General features: G+C 68.5%; 17 protein-coding genes. 13 read left to right on the forward strand and 4 right to left on the reverse strand.

The window, feature by feature from the left end:
* Nucleotides 1-3 precede the first annotated feature (3 nt).
* Both SYV04_RS06745 and SYV04_RS06750 read right to left on the reverse strand, forming a co-directional pair.
* Complete coding sequence (locus SYV04_RS06745) at nucleotides 4-798, reverse strand: DUSAM domain-containing protein (RefSeq protein ID WP_321544794.1); 795 nt, start codon at nucleotides 796-798, stop codon at nucleotides 4-6.
* 8 nt (nucleotides 799-806) lie between these two features.
* Complete coding sequence (locus SYV04_RS06750; protein WP_321544795.1) at nucleotides 807-1,286, reverse strand: hypothetical protein; 480 nt, start codon at nucleotides 1,284-1,286, stop codon at nucleotides 807-809.
* Nucleotides 1,287-1,376: 90 nt separating this feature from the next.
* On the opposite strand from SYV04_RS06750, the gene SYV04_RS06755 reads away from it, so the two are divergent.
* The 4 genes from SYV04_RS06755 to SYV04_RS06770 all read left to right on the forward strand — a co-directional run bounded on the left by SYV04_RS06755 (nucleotide 1,377) and on the right by SYV04_RS06770 (nucleotide 5,395).
* On the forward strand, nucleotides 1,377-2,138 hold the full coding sequence (locus SYV04_RS06755) for an AAA family ATPase (RefSeq protein WP_321544796.1): 762 nt from the start codon (nucleotides 1,377-1,379) through the stop codon (nucleotides 2,136-2,138).
* Nucleotides 2,139-2,268: 130 nt separating this feature from the next.
* Nucleotides 2,269-2,754, forward strand: a complete 486-nt coding sequence (locus SYV04_RS06760) for a PH domain-containing protein (RefSeq protein ID WP_321544797.1) — start codon at nucleotides 2,269-2,271, stop codon at nucleotides 2,752-2,754.
* Nucleotides 2,744-4,303, forward strand: a complete 1,560-nt coding sequence (locus SYV04_RS06765; protein WP_321544798.1) for a PH domain-containing protein — start codon at nucleotides 2,744-2,746, stop codon at nucleotides 4,301-4,303. The genes SYV04_RS06760 and SYV04_RS06765 overlap by 11 nt, the downstream gene beginning before the upstream one ends.
* 99 nt (nucleotides 4,304-4,402) lie before the next feature.
* Nucleotides 4,403-5,395: an aldo/keto reductase gene (locus tag SYV04_RS06770; protein ID WP_321544799.1), complete on the forward strand. Its 993-nt coding sequence runs from the start codon at nucleotides 4,403-4,405 to the stop codon at nucleotides 5,393-5,395.
* 6 nt (nucleotides 5,396-5,401) lie between these two features.
* Here SYV04_RS06770 and SYV04_RS06775 read toward each other — a convergent pair whose 3' ends face one another.
* On the reverse strand, nucleotides 5,402-5,893 hold the full coding sequence (locus tag SYV04_RS06775; protein ID WP_321544800.1) for a hypothetical protein: 492 nt from the start codon (nucleotides 5,891-5,893) through the stop codon (nucleotides 5,402-5,404).
* Nucleotides 5,894-6,089: 196 nt separating this feature from the next.
* Between SYV04_RS06775 and SYV04_RS06780 the strand changes: the two genes are divergently transcribed.
* The 7 genes from SYV04_RS06780 to SYV04_RS06810 all read left to right on the forward strand — a co-directional run bounded on the left by SYV04_RS06780 (nucleotide 6,090) and on the right by SYV04_RS06810 (nucleotide 12,650).
* Entirely contained in the window at nucleotides 6,090-6,629 is a 540-nt protein-coding gene (locus tag SYV04_RS06780) for a pyridoxamine 5'-phosphate oxidase family protein (RefSeq protein WP_321544801.1), read from the forward strand.
* 211 nt (nucleotides 6,630-6,840) lie between these two features.
* Nucleotides 6,841-8,178: an inositol-3-phosphate synthase gene (locus SYV04_RS06785; protein ID WP_321544802.1), complete on the forward strand. Its 1,338-nt coding sequence runs from the start codon at nucleotides 6,841-6,843 to the stop codon at nucleotides 8,176-8,178.
* A complete protein-coding gene (locus tag SYV04_RS06790; protein WP_321544803.1) occupies nucleotides 8,156-9,088 on the forward strand; it encodes a phosphatase PAP2 family protein in 933 nt (310 codons plus the stop codon). The genes SYV04_RS06785 and SYV04_RS06790 overlap by 23 nt, the downstream gene beginning before the upstream one ends.
* On the forward strand, nucleotides 9,081-10,319 hold the full coding sequence (locus SYV04_RS06795; RefSeq protein WP_321544804.1) for a GtrA family protein: 1,239 nt from the start codon (nucleotides 9,081-9,083) through the stop codon (nucleotides 10,317-10,319). The genes SYV04_RS06790 and SYV04_RS06795 overlap by 8 nt, the downstream gene beginning before the upstream one ends.
* The gene (locus SYV04_RS06800; RefSeq protein WP_321544805.1) at nucleotides 10,309-11,289 is read left to right on the forward strand and encodes a hypothetical protein; all 981 of its coding nucleotides are present in this window, start codon (nucleotides 10,309-10,311) and stop codon (nucleotides 11,287-11,289) included. Before SYV04_RS06795 ends, SYV04_RS06800 begins: the two co-directional genes overlap by 11 nt.
* An 18-nt stretch (nucleotides 11,290-11,307) precedes the next feature.
* Nucleotides 11,308-11,916, forward strand: a complete 609-nt coding sequence (locus SYV04_RS06805) for a protein-tyrosine phosphatase family protein (protein WP_321544806.1) — start codon at nucleotides 11,308-11,310, stop codon at nucleotides 11,914-11,916.
* A gap of 74 nt (nucleotides 11,917-11,990) precedes the next feature.
* On the forward strand, nucleotides 11,991-12,650 hold the full coding sequence (locus SYV04_RS06810; RefSeq protein WP_321544807.1) for a sterol desaturase family protein: 660 nt from the start codon (nucleotides 11,991-11,993) through the stop codon (nucleotides 12,648-12,650).
* Here SYV04_RS06810 and SYV04_RS06815 read toward each other — a convergent pair whose 3' ends face one another.
* Complete coding sequence (locus tag SYV04_RS06815; protein WP_321544808.1) at nucleotides 12,651-15,278, reverse strand: alpha-amylase family glycosyl hydrolase; 2,628 nt, start codon at nucleotides 15,276-15,278, stop codon at nucleotides 12,651-12,653.
* 164 nt (nucleotides 15,279-15,442) lie between these two features.
* On the opposite strand from SYV04_RS06815, the gene SYV04_RS06820 reads away from it, so the two are divergent.
* Nucleotides 15,443-16,288 (forward strand): hypothetical protein, encoded by an 846-nt coding sequence (locus SYV04_RS06820; protein WP_321544809.1) that lies wholly within the window; start codon nucleotides 15,443-15,445, stop codon nucleotides 16,286-16,288.
* A 23-nt stretch (nucleotides 16,289-16,311) separates the two neighbouring features.
* The gene (locus SYV04_RS06825) at nucleotides 16,312-16,989 is read left to right on the forward strand and encodes a hypothetical protein (RefSeq protein ID WP_321544810.1); all 678 of its coding nucleotides are present in this window, start codon (nucleotides 16,312-16,314) and stop codon (nucleotides 16,987-16,989) included.
* Nucleotide 16,990: the final 1 nt, after the last annotated feature.

A 16,990-nucleotide genomic window follows, 5' to 3' on the forward strand; every position in this document is an offset into this window, starting at 1 on the left:
GGGTCACTCTTCCGAGGACGGTCTGTCCAATCGGGACAGGTTCTCCTCGGCCATGCGGCGGTACTGGGGGACGAGTTCCACCGCCAGCACCTCGCGCAGTTGCTGACGGGCTCCTTCGAGGTCTCCCGCTTCCTCGCAGCGGATCATCTGGTAGAGCGCCTGGAAGATTCGCTGCTTTCCGTCTTCCATGCGCATCAGCATCATCGCCAGAAGCGCCTCAGCGCCCTTCTCGGCATCGAGGAGCTCTTCTGCCTCGGCTTCGCTGATGGCCACCGACGGAGCGGTCTTCCGCAAGAACTCGCGCAGGTCGTCGCGAGGCTCCAGCGGCTTTCCCTGCCGAACTCGAAGGGACAGGGCGCGGATCTGCCCCCAAGGATGGAAGTCCTCTTCGACGTGTCCGGTCAGGAAGATCGCCTCGAACGTCGCCTGATAATCGAGGCGAATCTCAAGCTGCTCTTTGTAGTGGGGAACGACTTCGACCGCGAGCGCGTCTTCGAGCGCCTTCCGCGCACCCGCCAAGTCCCCCTTTTCGCGCAAGCGGTCCGCCAGAGAATCCGCATCCCCCAAGCGAAAGGACGCCGCTCGGATGCGGCGACGGATTTCCCCCAGGAGGGTGGTAGCTGTCGAGACGCCACGCAGGGCATCCTCGGCGTCCTTGGGGCTGATTGCCACGAATCGGGCGCCGCCTGTCAGGATGGCGCGAGTTCCGTCACTCAACTCGAGCGGCTCGCCCTGCTCCAATACTCTTTGGTCCAGTTGCTCGAGCTGGTGCCAAACAAGCCCCTCTTCGTCAGTCATCGCCGCACCTACCGACTCCGCCTGGGCTTGGGCACGCCGCACATATCTTCAGGCCATAATCCTCGCTGCCCCATGCAGCGAGCAAGACAGCTGGAACAGTTCCCTGTCCATTTGAGGTCGATGCACCGGGTGTACTGCTCGATGCAGTGCTCCCTCCAGTCTGGACGTTCCTCCCCATCGTCGCGCTCCTCTCCACGCTCGGGCACATCCACACCTTTCAAGGTAGCGGTCTCCGAGGCTTCGTGGAGAACCTTCGCGCCGTTGAGAATTTCCGCGATCTCCGCTGCGGTAGCTCCGCAGCTCTCGGCCGCGCTCGTGGGGAACTTCTTGATGCAGCACTCCATGGAGTTGCGGCAGTCCACGACCGCGGACTGCGCCAGGTAGATCGGCTCGGACGTGCGGCTCGCGGCGGAATGCGCTCCCGTCGAGCAGCCCCCCGCCAGCTCTCCGAAGAGAACCACCAGACAGAGCACGAACGCGCGATTCAAGCTTTTCACGACTCCTCCCAGGACAGCACAGCCCCTCTCGCGAGGTCCCCAGCGACGCCAAGCCGCACCGATGATAAGGCTGCGGGCAGCATGGGGCGTACGAAGCGAGCAGAGGGCGGCTTCACGGGCGGAATGGACTCCTTCCTGCGCTCGGTGACGCTCCGCCGCGAGATGGTGTCGGACTTCGCGCGCTATCCCTTCTCCATCCCCGCCATCCGCAACCTGGAGACGCTGGAGTTCCACCCCCAGGTCACCTTCTTCGTGGGCGAGAACGGGAGTGGAAAGTCCACCCTCGTGGAGGCCATCGCCGTGGCTGCCGGCTTCAACGCGGAAGGCGGCAGCCGGAACTTCAACTTCGCCACGAGGAGGTCGGAGTCGGAGCTCCACAAGCATCTCCGGCTCGTACGAGGAACGCGGAGACCCAAGACCGGCTACTTCCTGCGCGCGGAGAGCTTCTTCAACGTCGCGACGGAGATCGAAAACAACCCGGATGCCATGGCGAGCCACGGCTCCGTCCATCACCACGAGCTCTCGCATGGAGAGGCCTTCCTGGCGCTGGTCCAGAAGCGCTTCTGGGCCAACGGCCTGTACGTCCTCGATGAGCCGGAGGCGGCGCTCTCGCCGCAGCGGCAGCTCGCCCTGCTCCGCTCCATCCACGACCTGGTGCGCGACTCCTGCCAGTTCGTGATCTCGACCCACTCTCCGCTGCTGCTCGCCTACCCGCACGCGCGCATCTACCACCTCTCGGTGGAGGGCATGTCCGAGGTGGCCTATGAGCAAACGGAGCACTACGCGCTCACGCGAGACTTCCTCTTGAACCGGGAGGCCTATCTCCGCCGGATCCTCGAGTAAACACCGCTGGGCAAACCTGTCAGACAATCAGACAGCTTCAGCCGAAGCGCCGTCGGGCGGGCGTTGCATGTCCCAGGACGAGCCGCTTCAATCCCGCCGCACGGCCGAGTGTCCCCGCGCCGAGGAGCCCATGTCCGAAGCCTTGCCCCCGATAGAGCGACTCACCCCAGGCGCGCTCACCCTGTTCCGCCTGGAAGGACTGATTCGCGCGGGGCTCTACGGCCTGCCCGTCGCGGGGCTCGCCCTGGCGATGCTGGTAGCGGAGCACCTGCTGTGGGCGCTGCTGGCGCTCTGCCTGGCCGTCGTGCTGGCACTGCTCCTGTGCCTCTGGTACCCGTCCCGGGCCTGGCGAAGCTGGGGCTACGCCGTGCGCGAGCACGACCTGCTCATCACCGGAGGCGTACTGATCCACCAGGTGGTCTCCATTCCCGCCGGACGCATCCAGCACGTGGACATCCAGCAAGGCCCCATCGAGCGAGCGCTGGGGCTGGCGCGGGTGCGCGTCTACACCGCCTCGGGAGGAGGCGCCGACGGCGTCATCCCCGGCCTGGCCCTGGAGACAGCGGACGCGCTGCGCGAGCGCCTGGTGCGCCGAGAGGCCGAGGATGTCGTCTGAAGCCACGCCTCCGTCCTCCGACACGCCCAGGCCATCGGCACCCACCGAGTTCCCGTGGCAACGACTGCACCCTGCGTCCGCGTTGGCGAATCTGCTGCCGGTGACCCTGCGACTGCTGCGCGGGATGGCCGTCCCGCTGGTGACGCTGGCGCTCGTGTCTCGCAAGGACGGCGAACTGGCACGGCTGCTCGTGCCCGCCAGCGTGTTCTTCATTCTCTCGCTGGCCTTCACCGTGCTGCACGCGCTCAGCACGCGCTACCGTCTGGCCGGAGGACGGCTGGAGATCGTCAGCGGCTTCGTCTTCCGGCGCACGCGCACCATCGACGTGACCCACGTGCAGAACACCGAGGTGGTGCAACCCTTCACCCATCGGCTGCTGGGGCTGGTGCAGGTGAAGATCGAGACCGCCTCGGGCCTCAAATCAGAAGGAGAGCTATCCGCGCTCTCTCCGGAGAAGGCCCAGGAGCTCATCTCCGCGCTGCAAACGGCGCGAGGCGCCGCCGCCCCCACGGCCGAGGCCGCCCCCGTGACCGAGGAGCTGATCGTCCAGAACAGCCCCCGAGACTTGGTGCGCTACGGCGCCACGGCCACGGGGCTGGGCGTGGGCGCGGTGCTCGTGGGCCTCGCGCTGGATGAGGTGGAAGCCTCGCGCGTGGTGTTCCGTGTGCTGGAGCGACGCTGGGAGGCGTGGGCGGGCTCGGGGGTGTTGTGGGTGGGCGTGGTGGTCGGAGTCCTCGTGGCGCTGACGCTGCTGCTGGTGGGCAATGGCGTGGTGGCGGCGGTGCGCTACCATGGCTTCCGGCTCGCGAAAGCGGGCGAGCGTTTCCAGGCCTCCTTCGGCCTGCTGACGCGCCGGCAGGTGGGGCTGAACCTCCATCGCATCCAGCTGGTGACCGTGGACGAGCCCCTGCCCCGTCGATGGCTGCGCTTCGGCTCGGTGGAAGTCGAGACGGCGGGGCTGCGCACGGGCGAGGCCAACGTGGAGCAGGCCGAGGTGGTGGTGCCCGTGGTGGCCGCCGAGCGGATGAGCACCGTGGTCCGGGAGCTGGTGCCCGAACTCCCGGGAGAGCTGTCCGAGCTGACGCTGAACCCGCCCCACCCCCGCGCCCTGTGGCGAGCCCGCGTCCGCGCCGTCGTGAGCGGCTCACTCGTGGCGCTGCTGCTGACCGGACTCCTCTGGCCCTGGGGCGCACTGGCGTGGGGCCTGTTGCCCCTCGAGCTCTGGCGAGCGTGGCTGGATCATCGTCACCAGGGATGGCTGCTCACGGAGCATCTGGTCATCGTGCGCACGGGCTTCTGGCGGCGGCGAACGAGCGTGCTGCGCCGGGGCCGCATCCAGTCCGTGAGCGCGGTGCAGGGCCCCCTGGAGCGCCGCCATGGCCTGGGGCACGCGCAGGTCGCCGTGGCGGGAGCGAACGTCTCCCTCCCCAGCGTCGCGTGGGAGGAGGCCTTGCGCCTGCTCGACGTCCTGTCTCCGCGCCGCCCGCGTCCGAGCACCCCGCCCGTGCCCGTGGCGCCCTCGGACGACGTGCCGCAAACAACCCTCTGAGCAGCCCGCACCGTCCGGTATCTCTCAGGTATGCCGGAAACGCGCTTGGCGCGTCACTTGGAGCGCAGAACCTCATTCGGAGGCGATACGCTGCGAGCCATGGACGAGGTGCGGAATCCACAGGGCCAGGACAAGCGAGAGGAGCGCATCAGCCCCTCACGCCGCGAGGTGCTCGCCGCCGGGTTCGGCGGCGCATTGCTGCTGGGCGCTTCTCCCCCCGCGCAGGAGACTCCCCGTCCCGCCTCGCCCGCGCCAGAAGGGGGCCGCACCATGCTCACCCGTCCCATCCCTCGCACGGGCGAGAAGCTGCCCGCCATCGGGCTCGGCACCTGGCAGACCTTCAACGTGGGCACCGACGCCAAGGAGCGCGCCCCGCTCAAGGACGTGCTCAAGCGCTTCCTGGAGGCGGGCGGCCGCGTCATCGACTCCTCGCCCATGTACGACCGGGCGGAGACGGTGGTGGGCGACCTGCTCGAGGAGCTGGGCCAGTCGCGCACCCCGTTCCTCGCCTCCAAGGTTTGGACGATGGGGCGCGTGGAGGGCGAGCAGCAGATGCGCACCTCGGTGCAGCGCATGGGCCGCGGGCGCATGGACCTGATGCAGGTTCACAACCTGGTGGACGTGCAGACACACCTGGCCACCCTGCGCCAGTGGCAGGAGGCCGGGCGCATCCGCTACATCGGCGTCACCCACTACCTGCCCTCGTCCTTCGAGAAGCTGGAGAAGCTCATCCGCGAGGAGACGCTGGACTTCGTGCAGCTGCCCTACTCCCTCACCCAGCGCGAGGCGGAGGCACGGCTGCTGCCAGCCTGCGCCGAGCGCGGGGTGGCGGTGGTGGTGATGAGCCCCTTCGAGCAGGGCGCGCTCTTCCAGCAGGTGCGCGGCAAGGCCCTGCCCCCGTGGGCCGCGGAGTTCGACTGCACCAGCTGGGCGCAGTTCTTCCTCAAGTTCATCCTCGGCCACCCCGCCGTCACCTGCCCCATCCCCGCCACCAGCAACCCGAAGCACCTCGAGGACAACCTCAAGGCCGGCTTCGGGCGGCTGCCCGACGAGAAGACGCGGGCGAAGATGGTGAAGCACCTGGGCCTCTAGCCCCGCTCAGCCCTCCAGCGAGGACGGAGCCACCAGCTCACCGGTGAGCTTCAGCACCAGCCCCGAGCCCGGCTCCCCCGTCTCGTCATCCCGCCCCACCTCCAGCACCTGCTCCTCCGCGTCCCAGTGGCCGTAGTAGTACTCCCCGCCCGCCGCCATCCACGCGCGCGCGCCGGCCACCAGCGTCTCCACCGTCTCCCCGCCCCCGGTGAGCCGGTGCAGCGTGTAGCCCTGGCCCTCGCGCTTGAGCTCCGCCACCACCTCCGACAGCTCCGTGTCGCGCGGCTTGCCCGCCTCTTGCGTCTCCTGCTTCCACTCGCGGACCTGTTCGAGCGGCCTGCGCCCATTCCACGCCCGCAGCAGCGTCCGCACCTTCTCCTCCGCCTCGGTCCGAAGCACGCCCACGTCCGGGGGCAGGTCGATCTCCCCCAGCGCCATCAGCGCCGTTTCGATCTGCACCGCCTTGAGGATCCACTCGTTCATCGGCGTCTTCAGCATGTCGGCTCCCGGTGCCGGGGCCTGGCACCCCGCCAGGTCCCCTCTCGCGAGGCCTCCCTAACACGTCCCCCCGCCCCCTCGCGCCGCTCCTGAACGCCCCTCGCCCGCCTGCCTCGCTTCCGAGCGGACAAGCCACCCACACTGGGTGTCCTCCCTCCCCACGGCTGCTTACCGTGTGGGGCCAGGGAGGCATGGCATGGCCAAGAAGAAGGCGGAGCAGAAGGGCGGCGAGCAGAAGGACGCCATCGTCCATCTGGGGGAGCTCATCCACGGAATCAAAGTGGCGATGATGACGACGGTGGAGGAGGACGGCAGTCTGCGCAGCCGGCCCATGTGGACGCATGATCGCGACTTCGACGGGGAGCTGTGGTTCTTCACCCGGGAGCACTCGGCCAAGGTGGACGAGGTGGAGCACGACCACCACGTGAGCCTCGCCTACTCCGAGCCGGCCAAGGACCGCTACGTCTCCGTGAGCGGCCGCTGCCGGCTGGTGCAGGACAAGGAGAAGGCGCGCGAGCTGTGGAACCCCACCCTCAAGGCCTGGTTCCCCGAGGGGCTGGATGATCCAGAGTTGGCGCTGCTGTGCGTCAAGGTAGAGAAAGCGGAGTACTGGGACACCCCCAACAGCCGCATGGTGCAGTTGGTGGGCTTCGTGAAGGCAGTGCTCACCGGTGAGCAGTACAAGCCGGGCGACAACGCGAAGGTGACGCTGGGCGACGGCGCCAGCGTCCACTGAGCCTGGACTGCTCCCGCATATAAGGAAGGGGCCTGGGGTGGACACCGCCCCATGGCCCCTTTCTCTTTGGCGGCGTGGTAACGAAGCGGCGTTGAACTTCAAAACGCTTTAGAGTATCAACCATCCGCATCCGAGAGTTTCCCCGTCGGGGGGACAGTGCCTGGCCGGGGCCTGCCGCGCATTCACGCGCACTCGGAAGGGAAGCCACCACATGGATACGAAGGTAAGGGCAGTCTCCAAGCCCGAGGGGAAGCTGGCGATTCTGTTGCCGGGCCTCGGAGCGGTCTCCACCACCCTCATCGCGGGCGTCGAGATGGTCCGTCAGGGCAAGGGCCTGCCCGTCGGCTCGCTCACGCAGATGGGCACCGCGCGCCTGGGCAAGCGGACCGAGGGCCGCACCGTGAAGATCAAGGACCTGGTGCCGATCGCCCAGCTCCAGGACGTGGTCTTCGGCGCCTGGGACATCATCAACGAGAACGCCGCGCAGGTGGCTGCCCGCTCGGACGTGCTGAGCAAGGAGCACCAGGAGCTGGTGCGCCCGGCGCTGGAGAAGATCGTCCCCAAGAAGGGCGTGCACAACCCCGAGTTCGTGCGCCGCATCGCCGCCAACCACATCAAGGACACCAAGACGCACCGCGAGAGCATCGAGGCGCTGCGCCAGGACATCCGCGACTTCAAGAAGGAGCTCGGGGCCAAGCGCGCGGTGATGATCGTCTGCGCCTCGGTGGAGACGTACACGGGCACCCCGGCGGCCACGCAGTCGCTCGCGGCGCTGGAGAAGGCGCTGGACGCCAATGACGCCTCCATCAACCCCACGCTGCTGTACGCCTACGCGGCGCTGAAGGAGGGCGTGCCCTTCGCCAACGCCACGCCGAACACCTCGGTGGACACCCCCGCGCTGCAGGAGCTGGCGCGCCAGGAGGGCCTGCCGGTCGCGGGTAGGGACTTGAAGAGCGGCCAGACGATGATGAAGACGGTCATCGCCCCCTCGCTCAAGGCGCGCATGCTGGGCCTCGAGGGCTGGTTCTCCACCAACATCCTGGGCAACCGCGACGGCGAGGTGCTGGATGATCCGCAGGCCTTCAAGGCCAAGGAAGTGACCAAGGCGGGCGTGCTGGACACCATCCTCCAGCCCGAGGTGTACCCCGAGCTCTACGGCAAGGTGAGCCACAAGGTCTCGATCCACTACTACCCCCCGCGCGGCGACGCGAAGGAGGGCTGGGACAACATCGACATCTTCGGCTGGCTGGGCTACCCCATGCAGCTGAAGATCAACTTCCTGTGCCGCGACTCCATCCTGGCCGCGCCGCTGGTGCTGGACATCGCCCTGTTCCTGGACCTGGCCAAGCGCCTGGAGTGGAAGGGCATCCAGGAGTGGATGTCGTTCTACTTCAAGAGCCCGATGGCGCAGCCGGGCCTGCAGCCCGAGCACGACCTGTTCATCCAGCAGACGAAGCTGAAGAACACGCTGCGCATCATCGCTGGCGAGGAGCCCATCACCCACCTCGGCCTCGACTACTACGGGGATGACCTCCCTCTCGCCCGCTAAGACCGGGTCGAAGGCGTTTCCGTGGCTCATCTCCCTGTTCGGGGTGGGCCACCTCGCCTTCGTCGCCGCGATGGGGAAGCTGCGGTGGGAGCACGCCGCGGCGGACCTCTTGCTCGTGGGGCTGGCTTGGGCCGGCCCCGCGCCGCGGCGTTTTTTGCGGGGCGCCTTCCCGCTGTACCTCACCGGACTGCTGCTGGACACCCAGTGGCTGTGGCTGGGGCTGCGGGGGCGCATCCACACCGGTGACTTGTGGGACCTGGAGCTCGCGCTGTTCGCCGCGCCGGGCAACACCACCTGGCCGGCCTACTTCGAGACACGCACCCACGCGGTGCTCGACTTTTTCTGTGGCTTCTCCTACGCGGCCTACCTCTACGAGGTGTTCGCGCTGGCCCTGCTGTACTTCTTCCGCAAGCACCCGCGCTTCGAAGTCATGTGCTGGGCCTTCATGCTGTGCAACGCCATCGGGGTGGTGACGTACATCGTCTACCCCGCGGCTCCGCCCTGGTACGTCATGCAGTACGGCCCGGGGCCGGCGGACCTGGCGGCAGCTCCGAGCCAGGCGGGTACCGCGCGCTTCGACGCGCTGCTGGGCATCCGCTACTTCGCCAACTTCTACGCTCGTAACCCCAACGTGTTTGGCGCCATGCCCTCGCTGCATGCCGCCTACCCCGTGCTGGTCGTCTGGCAAGCATGGGGGCTGGGGAGGGCCTGGCGCGTCGGTACCATCGCCTTCGCCGCGTTGGTGGCATTTTCAGCCATATATCTGCAGCACCACTACATCCTGGACGTCGTGGCCGGGGTCGTCGTTGCCCTGGTGGCGTGCTCGGCCGTGGAGTACGCCTTCGCCCGCCGTGAATCATCGGCCGTCACGCCCGTCCCCCTCGTGCCTGGAGGAGACAGCCGTGCTTGACACCGTTGTGTCCTGGATTCTGGGAGACCTCTCCCCTTCCGCTCGTATCTGGACGGCGCTCGCGCCAGCCATCTTCGCGTGCGGCTACTTCATCATCGGTCTGCTGCTGTTCCTGGTGCGCTGCGCCATCAAGGGCGTGCCCCAGGACGAGGAGACGCTCAAGCGCGGTAGCACCGTGCTGGTGGGCATGTTCCTGCGGCACTACTTCTTCTGGGTCATCCAGCCCCTGTACGCGCTCATCTACCGCTCGGGGCTGCCGGCCAACGCGCTGTCCATGCTGTCGGGGCTCCTCGGAGTCTCCTCGGGCGTGGCGGTGGCGGCCGGGCGCTTCGCGATGGGCGGCTGGCTGTTCCTGGCCGCCGGCATCCTGGACGTCATGGACGGCCGCATCGCCCGCGTCCGCAAGGAGGCCAACCCGGCAGGCGCGGCGCTGGACTCGGTGCTGGACCGGTACGTGGACTCGGCCATGCTGATGGGCCTGGCCTGGTACTACCGGGACAACTGGGTGCTGCTGCCGGTGCTGGTGGCGTTCCTGGGCACCTCGCTGGTGCCCTACGTGCGCGCGCGCGGCGAGGGCCTGGGCATCAACATCCGCGGCGGGGCCATGCAGCGCCTGGAGCGGGTGCTCTTCCTGGGCGTGGGCGTGGCGCTCTCGCCCATCATCGAGGCCATCTGGTTCCCCGAGCAGAAGCACCCCATGCACTGGCTGGCCGTGGTGGGCCTGGTGTTCGTGGCGGTGATGAGCAACGTGACGGCGCTCTCGCGCTTCCGGGCGCTGGTGGCCGCGCTGGCGCCGCCGAAGCCCGCGCGCAAGCGCTCGAGCTCGGCGATTCTCGGCTTCAACGCGGCGGCGGGAGCGATTGCCACGGGCATCGACTTCGCCGCGGTGCTGGCGATGGTGAAGTGGCTGGACTTCTCGCCGGTGCTGGCCACGGCGCTGGGGTGCGTGCTGGGCGGGGTGGTGAACTACTCCATCAACCGCGTCATCACCTTCCGGAGCCGAGGCGCGGTGGCGCCGCAGCTGGCGCGCTACGCGCTGGTGAGCGCCACCAGCGCACTGCTGAATGCGGGCGGGGTGGCGTTGTTCACCCTGCACCCGCAACTGGCGTACACGCTGGGTTGGTGGTTGGCTCGCGGGGCGGTGTACTTCGCGTGGAACCTCCCCCTCCAGCGGGACTACGTCTTCAATGACCCGCCGGAGGCGCTCCTGGAGCGCCCTCATGCGGCTTGAACGACTGTCGTGCCTGACATGGTTGGCCGTGCTCGTCCTGCCCTGGGTGGCGGCGGGCTCTGCCTTGGAGCCGCTGCCCTCGAAGAACGACAACTACGGGGAGAGCTTCAGCTTCACGGTGGACCTGGAGGACGGCACCTTCATCTCGGTGGGCCTCTCCATCACCAACCTGGGGCCGGGCTCGCGCAATGGCGTGTGCCGGGCCACGGTGGTGCGTCCGGGCAAGAAGCCCTGGAGTCCGCAGGTGAAGGTGGACTCGGACGAGTGGAGCTATGACAAGGCCACCAACACGCTGAAGATGGGGCCCTGCACGCTGCACGCGGGCACGGGCACCCACCTCTCGGTGCCGCTGGCGGGCGGGCTGGTGAACATCGCCTTCGCGGAGGCGCCCGCGCCGCTGGCGCCTCCGGGCTCGGAGGTCGTCGTCGACAACTCGCGCTACCGGCACGAGGTGCTGCTGCCCTTCACCCCGGCGAAGGTGAGCCTGAAGCTGCCGGGCTCGGACACGCTGCTGGAGCTGACGGGCGGGGGCTACGGGGACCACTCGCACTCCACGGTGGCGCCGGCGAAGCTGGCGCGGCACTGGGTGCGCTTCCGGGCGCTGCGGGGCGAGGAGAACCTGCTGCTCCTGGCGCGCGAGGGCTTCGATGGGGGCTTTGGCCCGGTGTACCTGTGGACCTCGGGCGGCACGCCGCAGGCGCTGCAGCGCTTCGAGCTGCGCCGCAAGGAGGACGCGGCCTCCAAGTTCGCGGGGTGGGAGGCGAACCTCAGCGGCGAAGGCGAGCTGATGACGCTGCGCTCCACCTCGCTGCTGCTGCGCAACGCGCCGGTGCAGGACCTGGGGCTGCTGGGCAGCCTGGTGAAGCCGGTGGTGGGCTCGCCGGTGACATACGTCATGCGGGCGGTGTTGGAGCGGCCGGGGCAGCCGGCCCTGCCGGGCGTCATGGAAGTGACACTGGATGAGGGCTGAGGTGTTCGGAGGTATCGCGTGAGTGTCTCGTTGCTCCGAGAGGTCCACCATGTGCCTGGGGTGCGCGGCTTCGTGCGCAAGCAGGTGCTGCGCTCGGTGGCGCGGGTCATCGAGTGGACGACGAAGCTGCCGGGGCGCGGCATGAACATCTCGCGGGTGAATGACTGGCTGTGGGTGGGGGGCTCGGTGGCGCGCTCGCAGTACCGGGAGCTGGCGACGCAGGGCATCACCGCGGTCATCGACATGCGCGGCGAGCGCTGTGACGACGCGGCGGCGCTCTCGGTGCTGGGCATCGAGCTCTTGCACCTGCCGGTGACGGACCGCTACCCACCCTCGGTGGAGCAGCTGATGAAGGGCGTGGAGTGGGCGATGCCCCGGGTAAAGGCGGGAGGCCGGCTCTACGCGCACTGCGAGCACGGCGTGGGGCGCGGGCCGCTGATGGGGTTGGCGGTGATGGTGGCGTTGGGGGCGGAGGCGCCCGAGGCTTATCGCGCGCTGAGAAAAGCGCGCTGGCAGTCGACGCTGAACGACCGGCAGTTGAACGGACTGGCCGACTTCGTCACGGCTTGGACAGCGCGAGGTACCGCGGCCGGAGGCAAACCGCCCTCCAGCGCCACGGGCAGCTGAAGCTCCTGGAACTCCGACGTGTCAAAGGACTAGAAGCACCACCTGCGGTCCCCTGCTAGAAAAGGCCGAGCGTTATGAGCCGCCCCTACCTCCGCCATCAATCCGGTCGCATGTTCGACAACGCCTTCCTCGAGGCGTGCTCGAAGGTCCACCCGTCGCTGCCCTTCATCTTCTACATCCCCATCACGCTGGCGCTGTTCGGGTGGGGGCTGTACTCGGGGACGACGACGGTGGTGCGCGCGGCGATCTTCGTGCCGCTGGGCGTGCTCACGTGGATCACCATGGAGTACTGCATCCACCGCTACTTCTTCCACTGGGAGGGCAATGGCCCCTTCACGCGGCGGGTGCATGAGATTGCCCACGGCTACCACCACAAGTACCCGGACGACGCCACGCGGCTGGTGATGCCGCTGGGGGCGAGCATTCCGCTGGCGATCCTCATCTCCGGGCTGCTGTGGCTGCTGGGCAGCCCGGTGTGGGCGCTGCCGTACTTCTGCGGAATCGTCTGGGGCTACCTGGCCTATGACTTCATCCACTGGGCGACGCACCACCTGACGCCGCGCACGGCGTGGGGCAAGGCGCTGCGGGCGCACCACATGGCGCACCACTTCGCGACGCCGGACCGCAACTTCGGCATCAGCAACCGGTGGGTGGATATCCTGGTGGGCAGCGGGGGCAAGCGCCCCGCGAAGCGCTCCGAGGAAGAGCTCAGCCTGGAGCGCCCGCAGGCCTGATCACGGCACGGTGAGCACCGGGGTGTCGTCGAGCACCAGCGGGTCCGTGGCGCCGTCGCCGCCCCAGAACTTCCACTGCTCGGCGGCGGGGACGAGCGGCCGATAGCCGCCGTCATAGTCCCAGGTGGTGACGTACACCTTCACTCCGCTCAGGTGGGTAAGCCCGCCGAACAGCTCGCCGGGCAGCGTGAGGGAGACGGTGTGGGTGGGCTGATCCACCGTGATGGCCGCGGTGGGAGACACCGGGGCGCCATCCTCGGTGGCCGAGGCGCCAATCGGGTTGAACAGTCCGTTGGACCAGCCGTGGACGCGAACATGGTAGTCCCAGTCCATGCCCGTGGGCAGTGAAGCGTTCTGACGCGGCATCACCGTGAGGCCCGTGCGGCCGGGCACGTCGATGTAGACCGTGAAGGCCACGTGGTCGAAGCCGTTCTGCGGGCTCCACACGGTGGTGACACGGTTCGTCTGGAGCGCCAGCTTCAGCACGGTGCCCGCGCCCTGCACGGTGACGCGGCGCAGGTCTCCCTGGTGGTTCTCTCCCCAGGTGGCGTCGGTGGGGTAGTGGTAGCGGCCTTCCGGGCCCACGTCATCATTGGCCGGGTCCTCGTGGGTGAGCAGGGTCACGAAGGTCCGGTTGACGCGGAAGGTGAGCGTCCCCGAGAAGACCTGAGGCTCCTCGGCCCACGCCACCAGCGCGTGCTGGATGTTGGGGTCCACCATGCCGGCGGTGCTCACGACGGTGCGCCAGGTGCCATCGCCGTTGACCGTCACCGTGCTCGCCGTGCCGAGCGCTCCATCCACCACCACCTTGAAGGTGGCCACGCCGGTGGCGGTGCCGGACAGCTCGAAGTCCCCGCCCACCGTGGCACCGCTGGTGTTGGTCAGGGTGATGCGGGCCGTCTCGGCGGGCGGCGGCGTCCCCCGGCCCGTGGGCATGTAGACGCGAGCCGCTCGCGCGGGCAGCTTCAGGGACAGCCCTCCGCCCCGCCCCACGTGGGCATCCCCGGCCCCACCGCCCAGGCTCGTCAGCAGCTTCAGCTCGCTGCCATCGGTCAGGCCCGTGGGCAGGTTGTCCAGCAGCGTCTCCTCATCCGAGGTGTTGAAGATGACGAAGGCCACCTGCCCCTCGCCCTCCATCTTGTAGGCGAACACGCCACCCCGGGCCGCGTTCTGCCGCAGCACCGTGGGCACGCCCCGGCGGAAGACGGCGTGCTGCTTGCGCAGAGAGGTCACCTCGCGCAGCAGTGCGTACAGCGGCGCGGAGGTGTCGAAGTGGTCCCTGCCGCCCGAGTCGACGCCCTCGCGGAACATCGCGCCGCGCTGCGCGGTGAAGCCCTGCTCGGTGCCGTAATAGACGACCGGAATGCCCGGCACGGTCATCATGAACAACAGCCCCTGCCGAAGCGCTGCCTCCGAGCCTCCCGTCAGGAAGCGGTCCACGTCGTGGTTGTCGAGGAAGAGGGGCATCAGGTGCGGCCGCGCGAACAGGGTCTGCGAGAGCGCCAGCCGGTGCGCCAGCTCCGAGGTAGGCCGGCCCCGGGCGAAGACATCTCCCGCGGTGCGGTACAGCGGGAAGTTGAGCATGCTGGGCAGCAGGTCCTCGCCCGTGGCGGGGTCCTTCATGTACGAAGCCACCTTCCGGGTGGCGGTGTCCTCGAAGGCGTTGTCGCTGGAGAAGCCCTCGCCAAAGGCCAGGAAGCCCTCCTTGCCCAGGCTCCGGGCCTGTACGAGGACGCCCGGGTGCTGGGTGTCGCTCGAGTAGAGGAAGTCTTTGAACGTGGCCTGCGGTACGTAGAAGGCGGTGTCCACGCGGAAGCCGTCCACGCCCACCTCGCGGATCCAGAAGTTGTAGCTGTCCTTGAGGGCCGCGAGGACCGCCGGGTTCTCCGTGTTCAGGTCGTCCAGGTCCGCGAGCTGATAGTTCAGCTCCTGGTTGCGCTCACTGTAGTTGTCGATGGTGGGCGTCCAGTGGAAGGCGCCCGCCGCCCGGTGCGCGGGGTTGGTCGGATCCCACTGGTCGAACGGCGCCTGGGTGGGGCCGCAGCCCGGCTTCGCGTCCCGGTTGAGTACCACTCCAGCCGTCACATCCGCCGGGTTGTAGCTCGTGTAGCGGAAGCAGTTGGCCATGTGGTTGAGGACGATGTCCTGCACCAGGTACATGCCGCGCTCGTGGAGTCCTCGGGACAGGCGCTGGTAGTCCTCCAGCGTGCCCATGTGCGGATCCACCTGGGTGAAGTTCCGCGCCCAGTAGCCGTGGTAGCCGCCATAGTTCACGAGCGGGTCCCACCACTGGTTGGCCACGGGCGGCGTAATCCACACGCCGGTGGCGCCCAGGCCCTGGATGTAGTCCAGCTTCTCCAGGAGCCCCTTCAAGTCACCGCCGCTGTACTTCGCCCCGTTCGCCGGGTCGAACTCTCCCGCGCCCTGGTTGTCGTTGCTCGGGTCGCCGTTGGCGAACCGGTCGGTCATCACGAAGTAGAGGATCTGGTCTCTCCAGTCCGGCGAGGCAACATGGAGCGAGTCCGTGGGAGGCACGGGGGATGGCAGCGGTTCCTCCTTGGACTTACAGCCAAGGACGGTGGCGGCGCCGCACACCAGCGCCAGGAGCTTCGAGGGAAAAGAACGCATGGCCGGGCAGCGTACAGCGCCCGGAAGCACGGCTTCACAGGAAGGAGGTGGCGGGTGACCACTGGTCCACAAGGGGGGTGGACACGGTATGCTCCTCGCTGGCGGCCGGGCCTGATCCATCCCGCTCCGATGCACCAGAGAGCGGCCTTGAATCAGGGGATTCGATGAGACACCTCGCTGTGGCGCGCTTCCTCCTCGTCCTCCTGGCCTGCGGGCTGGGGTGCTCCTGTGCCACGGCTCGCGGCACCTCGGCGGCGGAGGAGGAAGACTCGCTCGAGCTCTTCCTGGACTCCGGAGCGTCGAGCCTCGTGTGCGACGAGACCCGGCTCGTGGGGGCCACCTCCTTCTCGCCGACGTGCCTCCCCACCGAGGAGTCCTCCCGCGTCACCACCACCGGGCTCGAATCGCTGGCCGAGCCCCTGCGTGAGTGCGTCCTCACGAGCCTCCCCGTGGAGACGGGAAACGCGGACCCCACGGCGTGCCAGCGGGGCGCGGCACAGGTCCTCCATGGACGACTGCGCCAGCTTGGCTGGCTGGACGCGACCGTCTCTCCCCCACCGCGAACCCCCGCGCCTCACACGGCCTCGCTCTCCGTCCAGCTCGGGGTGCGCTACCAGGTGGGCCCCCTCTTCGTGGAGCCGGACGCGGACGCGCGGGTGGCTCCCGAGCGCATCCTCACGAAGGCCCGCGCCGCGGCGCCCGAGGGCTCCTGGTACACCTCCAGCGTCCTGGCGGCGATGCACTCGCGCGTCTTCCAGATGCGGAAGTTCCGCGCGGTCTGGGTGGTGGGCGGCGAGCCCGATCCCGAGCGCCGGCTCGTGCCCGTCACCATCGACGTCTGGGAGAAGCCCTCCAAGCCAGGCAAGAAGGACAAGCCCCCGAAGCTGAGCAAGCAGAAGCGCCCGGACCACTGCCCGAAGCGAGGCTCCATCTGCCTCAACGGCCGCGACTGCACCTTCGACCATGGCCTGGGCTGCACCGTCTGCTCCTGCAGACCGGGGCGCTGGTGAACTCCCTGGAACGAGGACCACCCATGAATTGCCTCCTGCGCCTCATCGCCGTCAGCATCCTGCTGACCGCCTGTGCCTCGGCGCCCAAGCCTGAGAACGCGTGGTGGAAGAGCCTGTCCGGCAAGGAGTCCCAAGACGGAGAGGAGGAGTTCTCCTGCCGGGGGACACGCGCGGGCGATGAGCTCGATCGCCTGGCCAACTGCTGGCCTCCGGGAGTGCCCTCGCTGACCCAAGCCGATGTCACCGGGCTCGAGAGCCTCTCCCACGCCCAGCGAGAGTGCCTGCTCAAGGGCATGCCGGCGCTCGTGGCCCAGGGGGAAGCGCGCGGCCAGTGCCACCAGGAACTCGCGGACGTCCTGGGCCGCCGGCTCTATCAGTACGGTTGGCTGAAGGCGCAGGTAGCGCCGCAAGAGGAACCCACCGCGCCCCCCAGAGCCCGGCTCAGCGTCCAGTTGGGCAAGCGCTACAAGGTGGGCCCGCTCCTGGTCACCACCGACGCGAGGCCGAAGGTGGAGCCCAAGCGCATCGTCAAGCAGGCCCAGAAGGGCATCCCCAAGCGCCGCTGGTGTACCCAGGCCACGCTGGAGGAGATCCACACGCGCGTGTTTGATATGGCGGCGTTCGAACACGTCCACGTGGAACTCGGGGTCCCGGATGATGCGGAGGCCCGAGTCCCCGTGCTCATCCGCGTCAAGGAATAGG

Origin of the sequence: Hyalangium ruber (assembly GCF_034259325.1) — a bacterium.
Lineage (GTDB): Bacteria > Myxococcota > Myxococcia > Myxococcales > Myxococcaceae > Hyalangium_A > Hyalangium_A rubrum.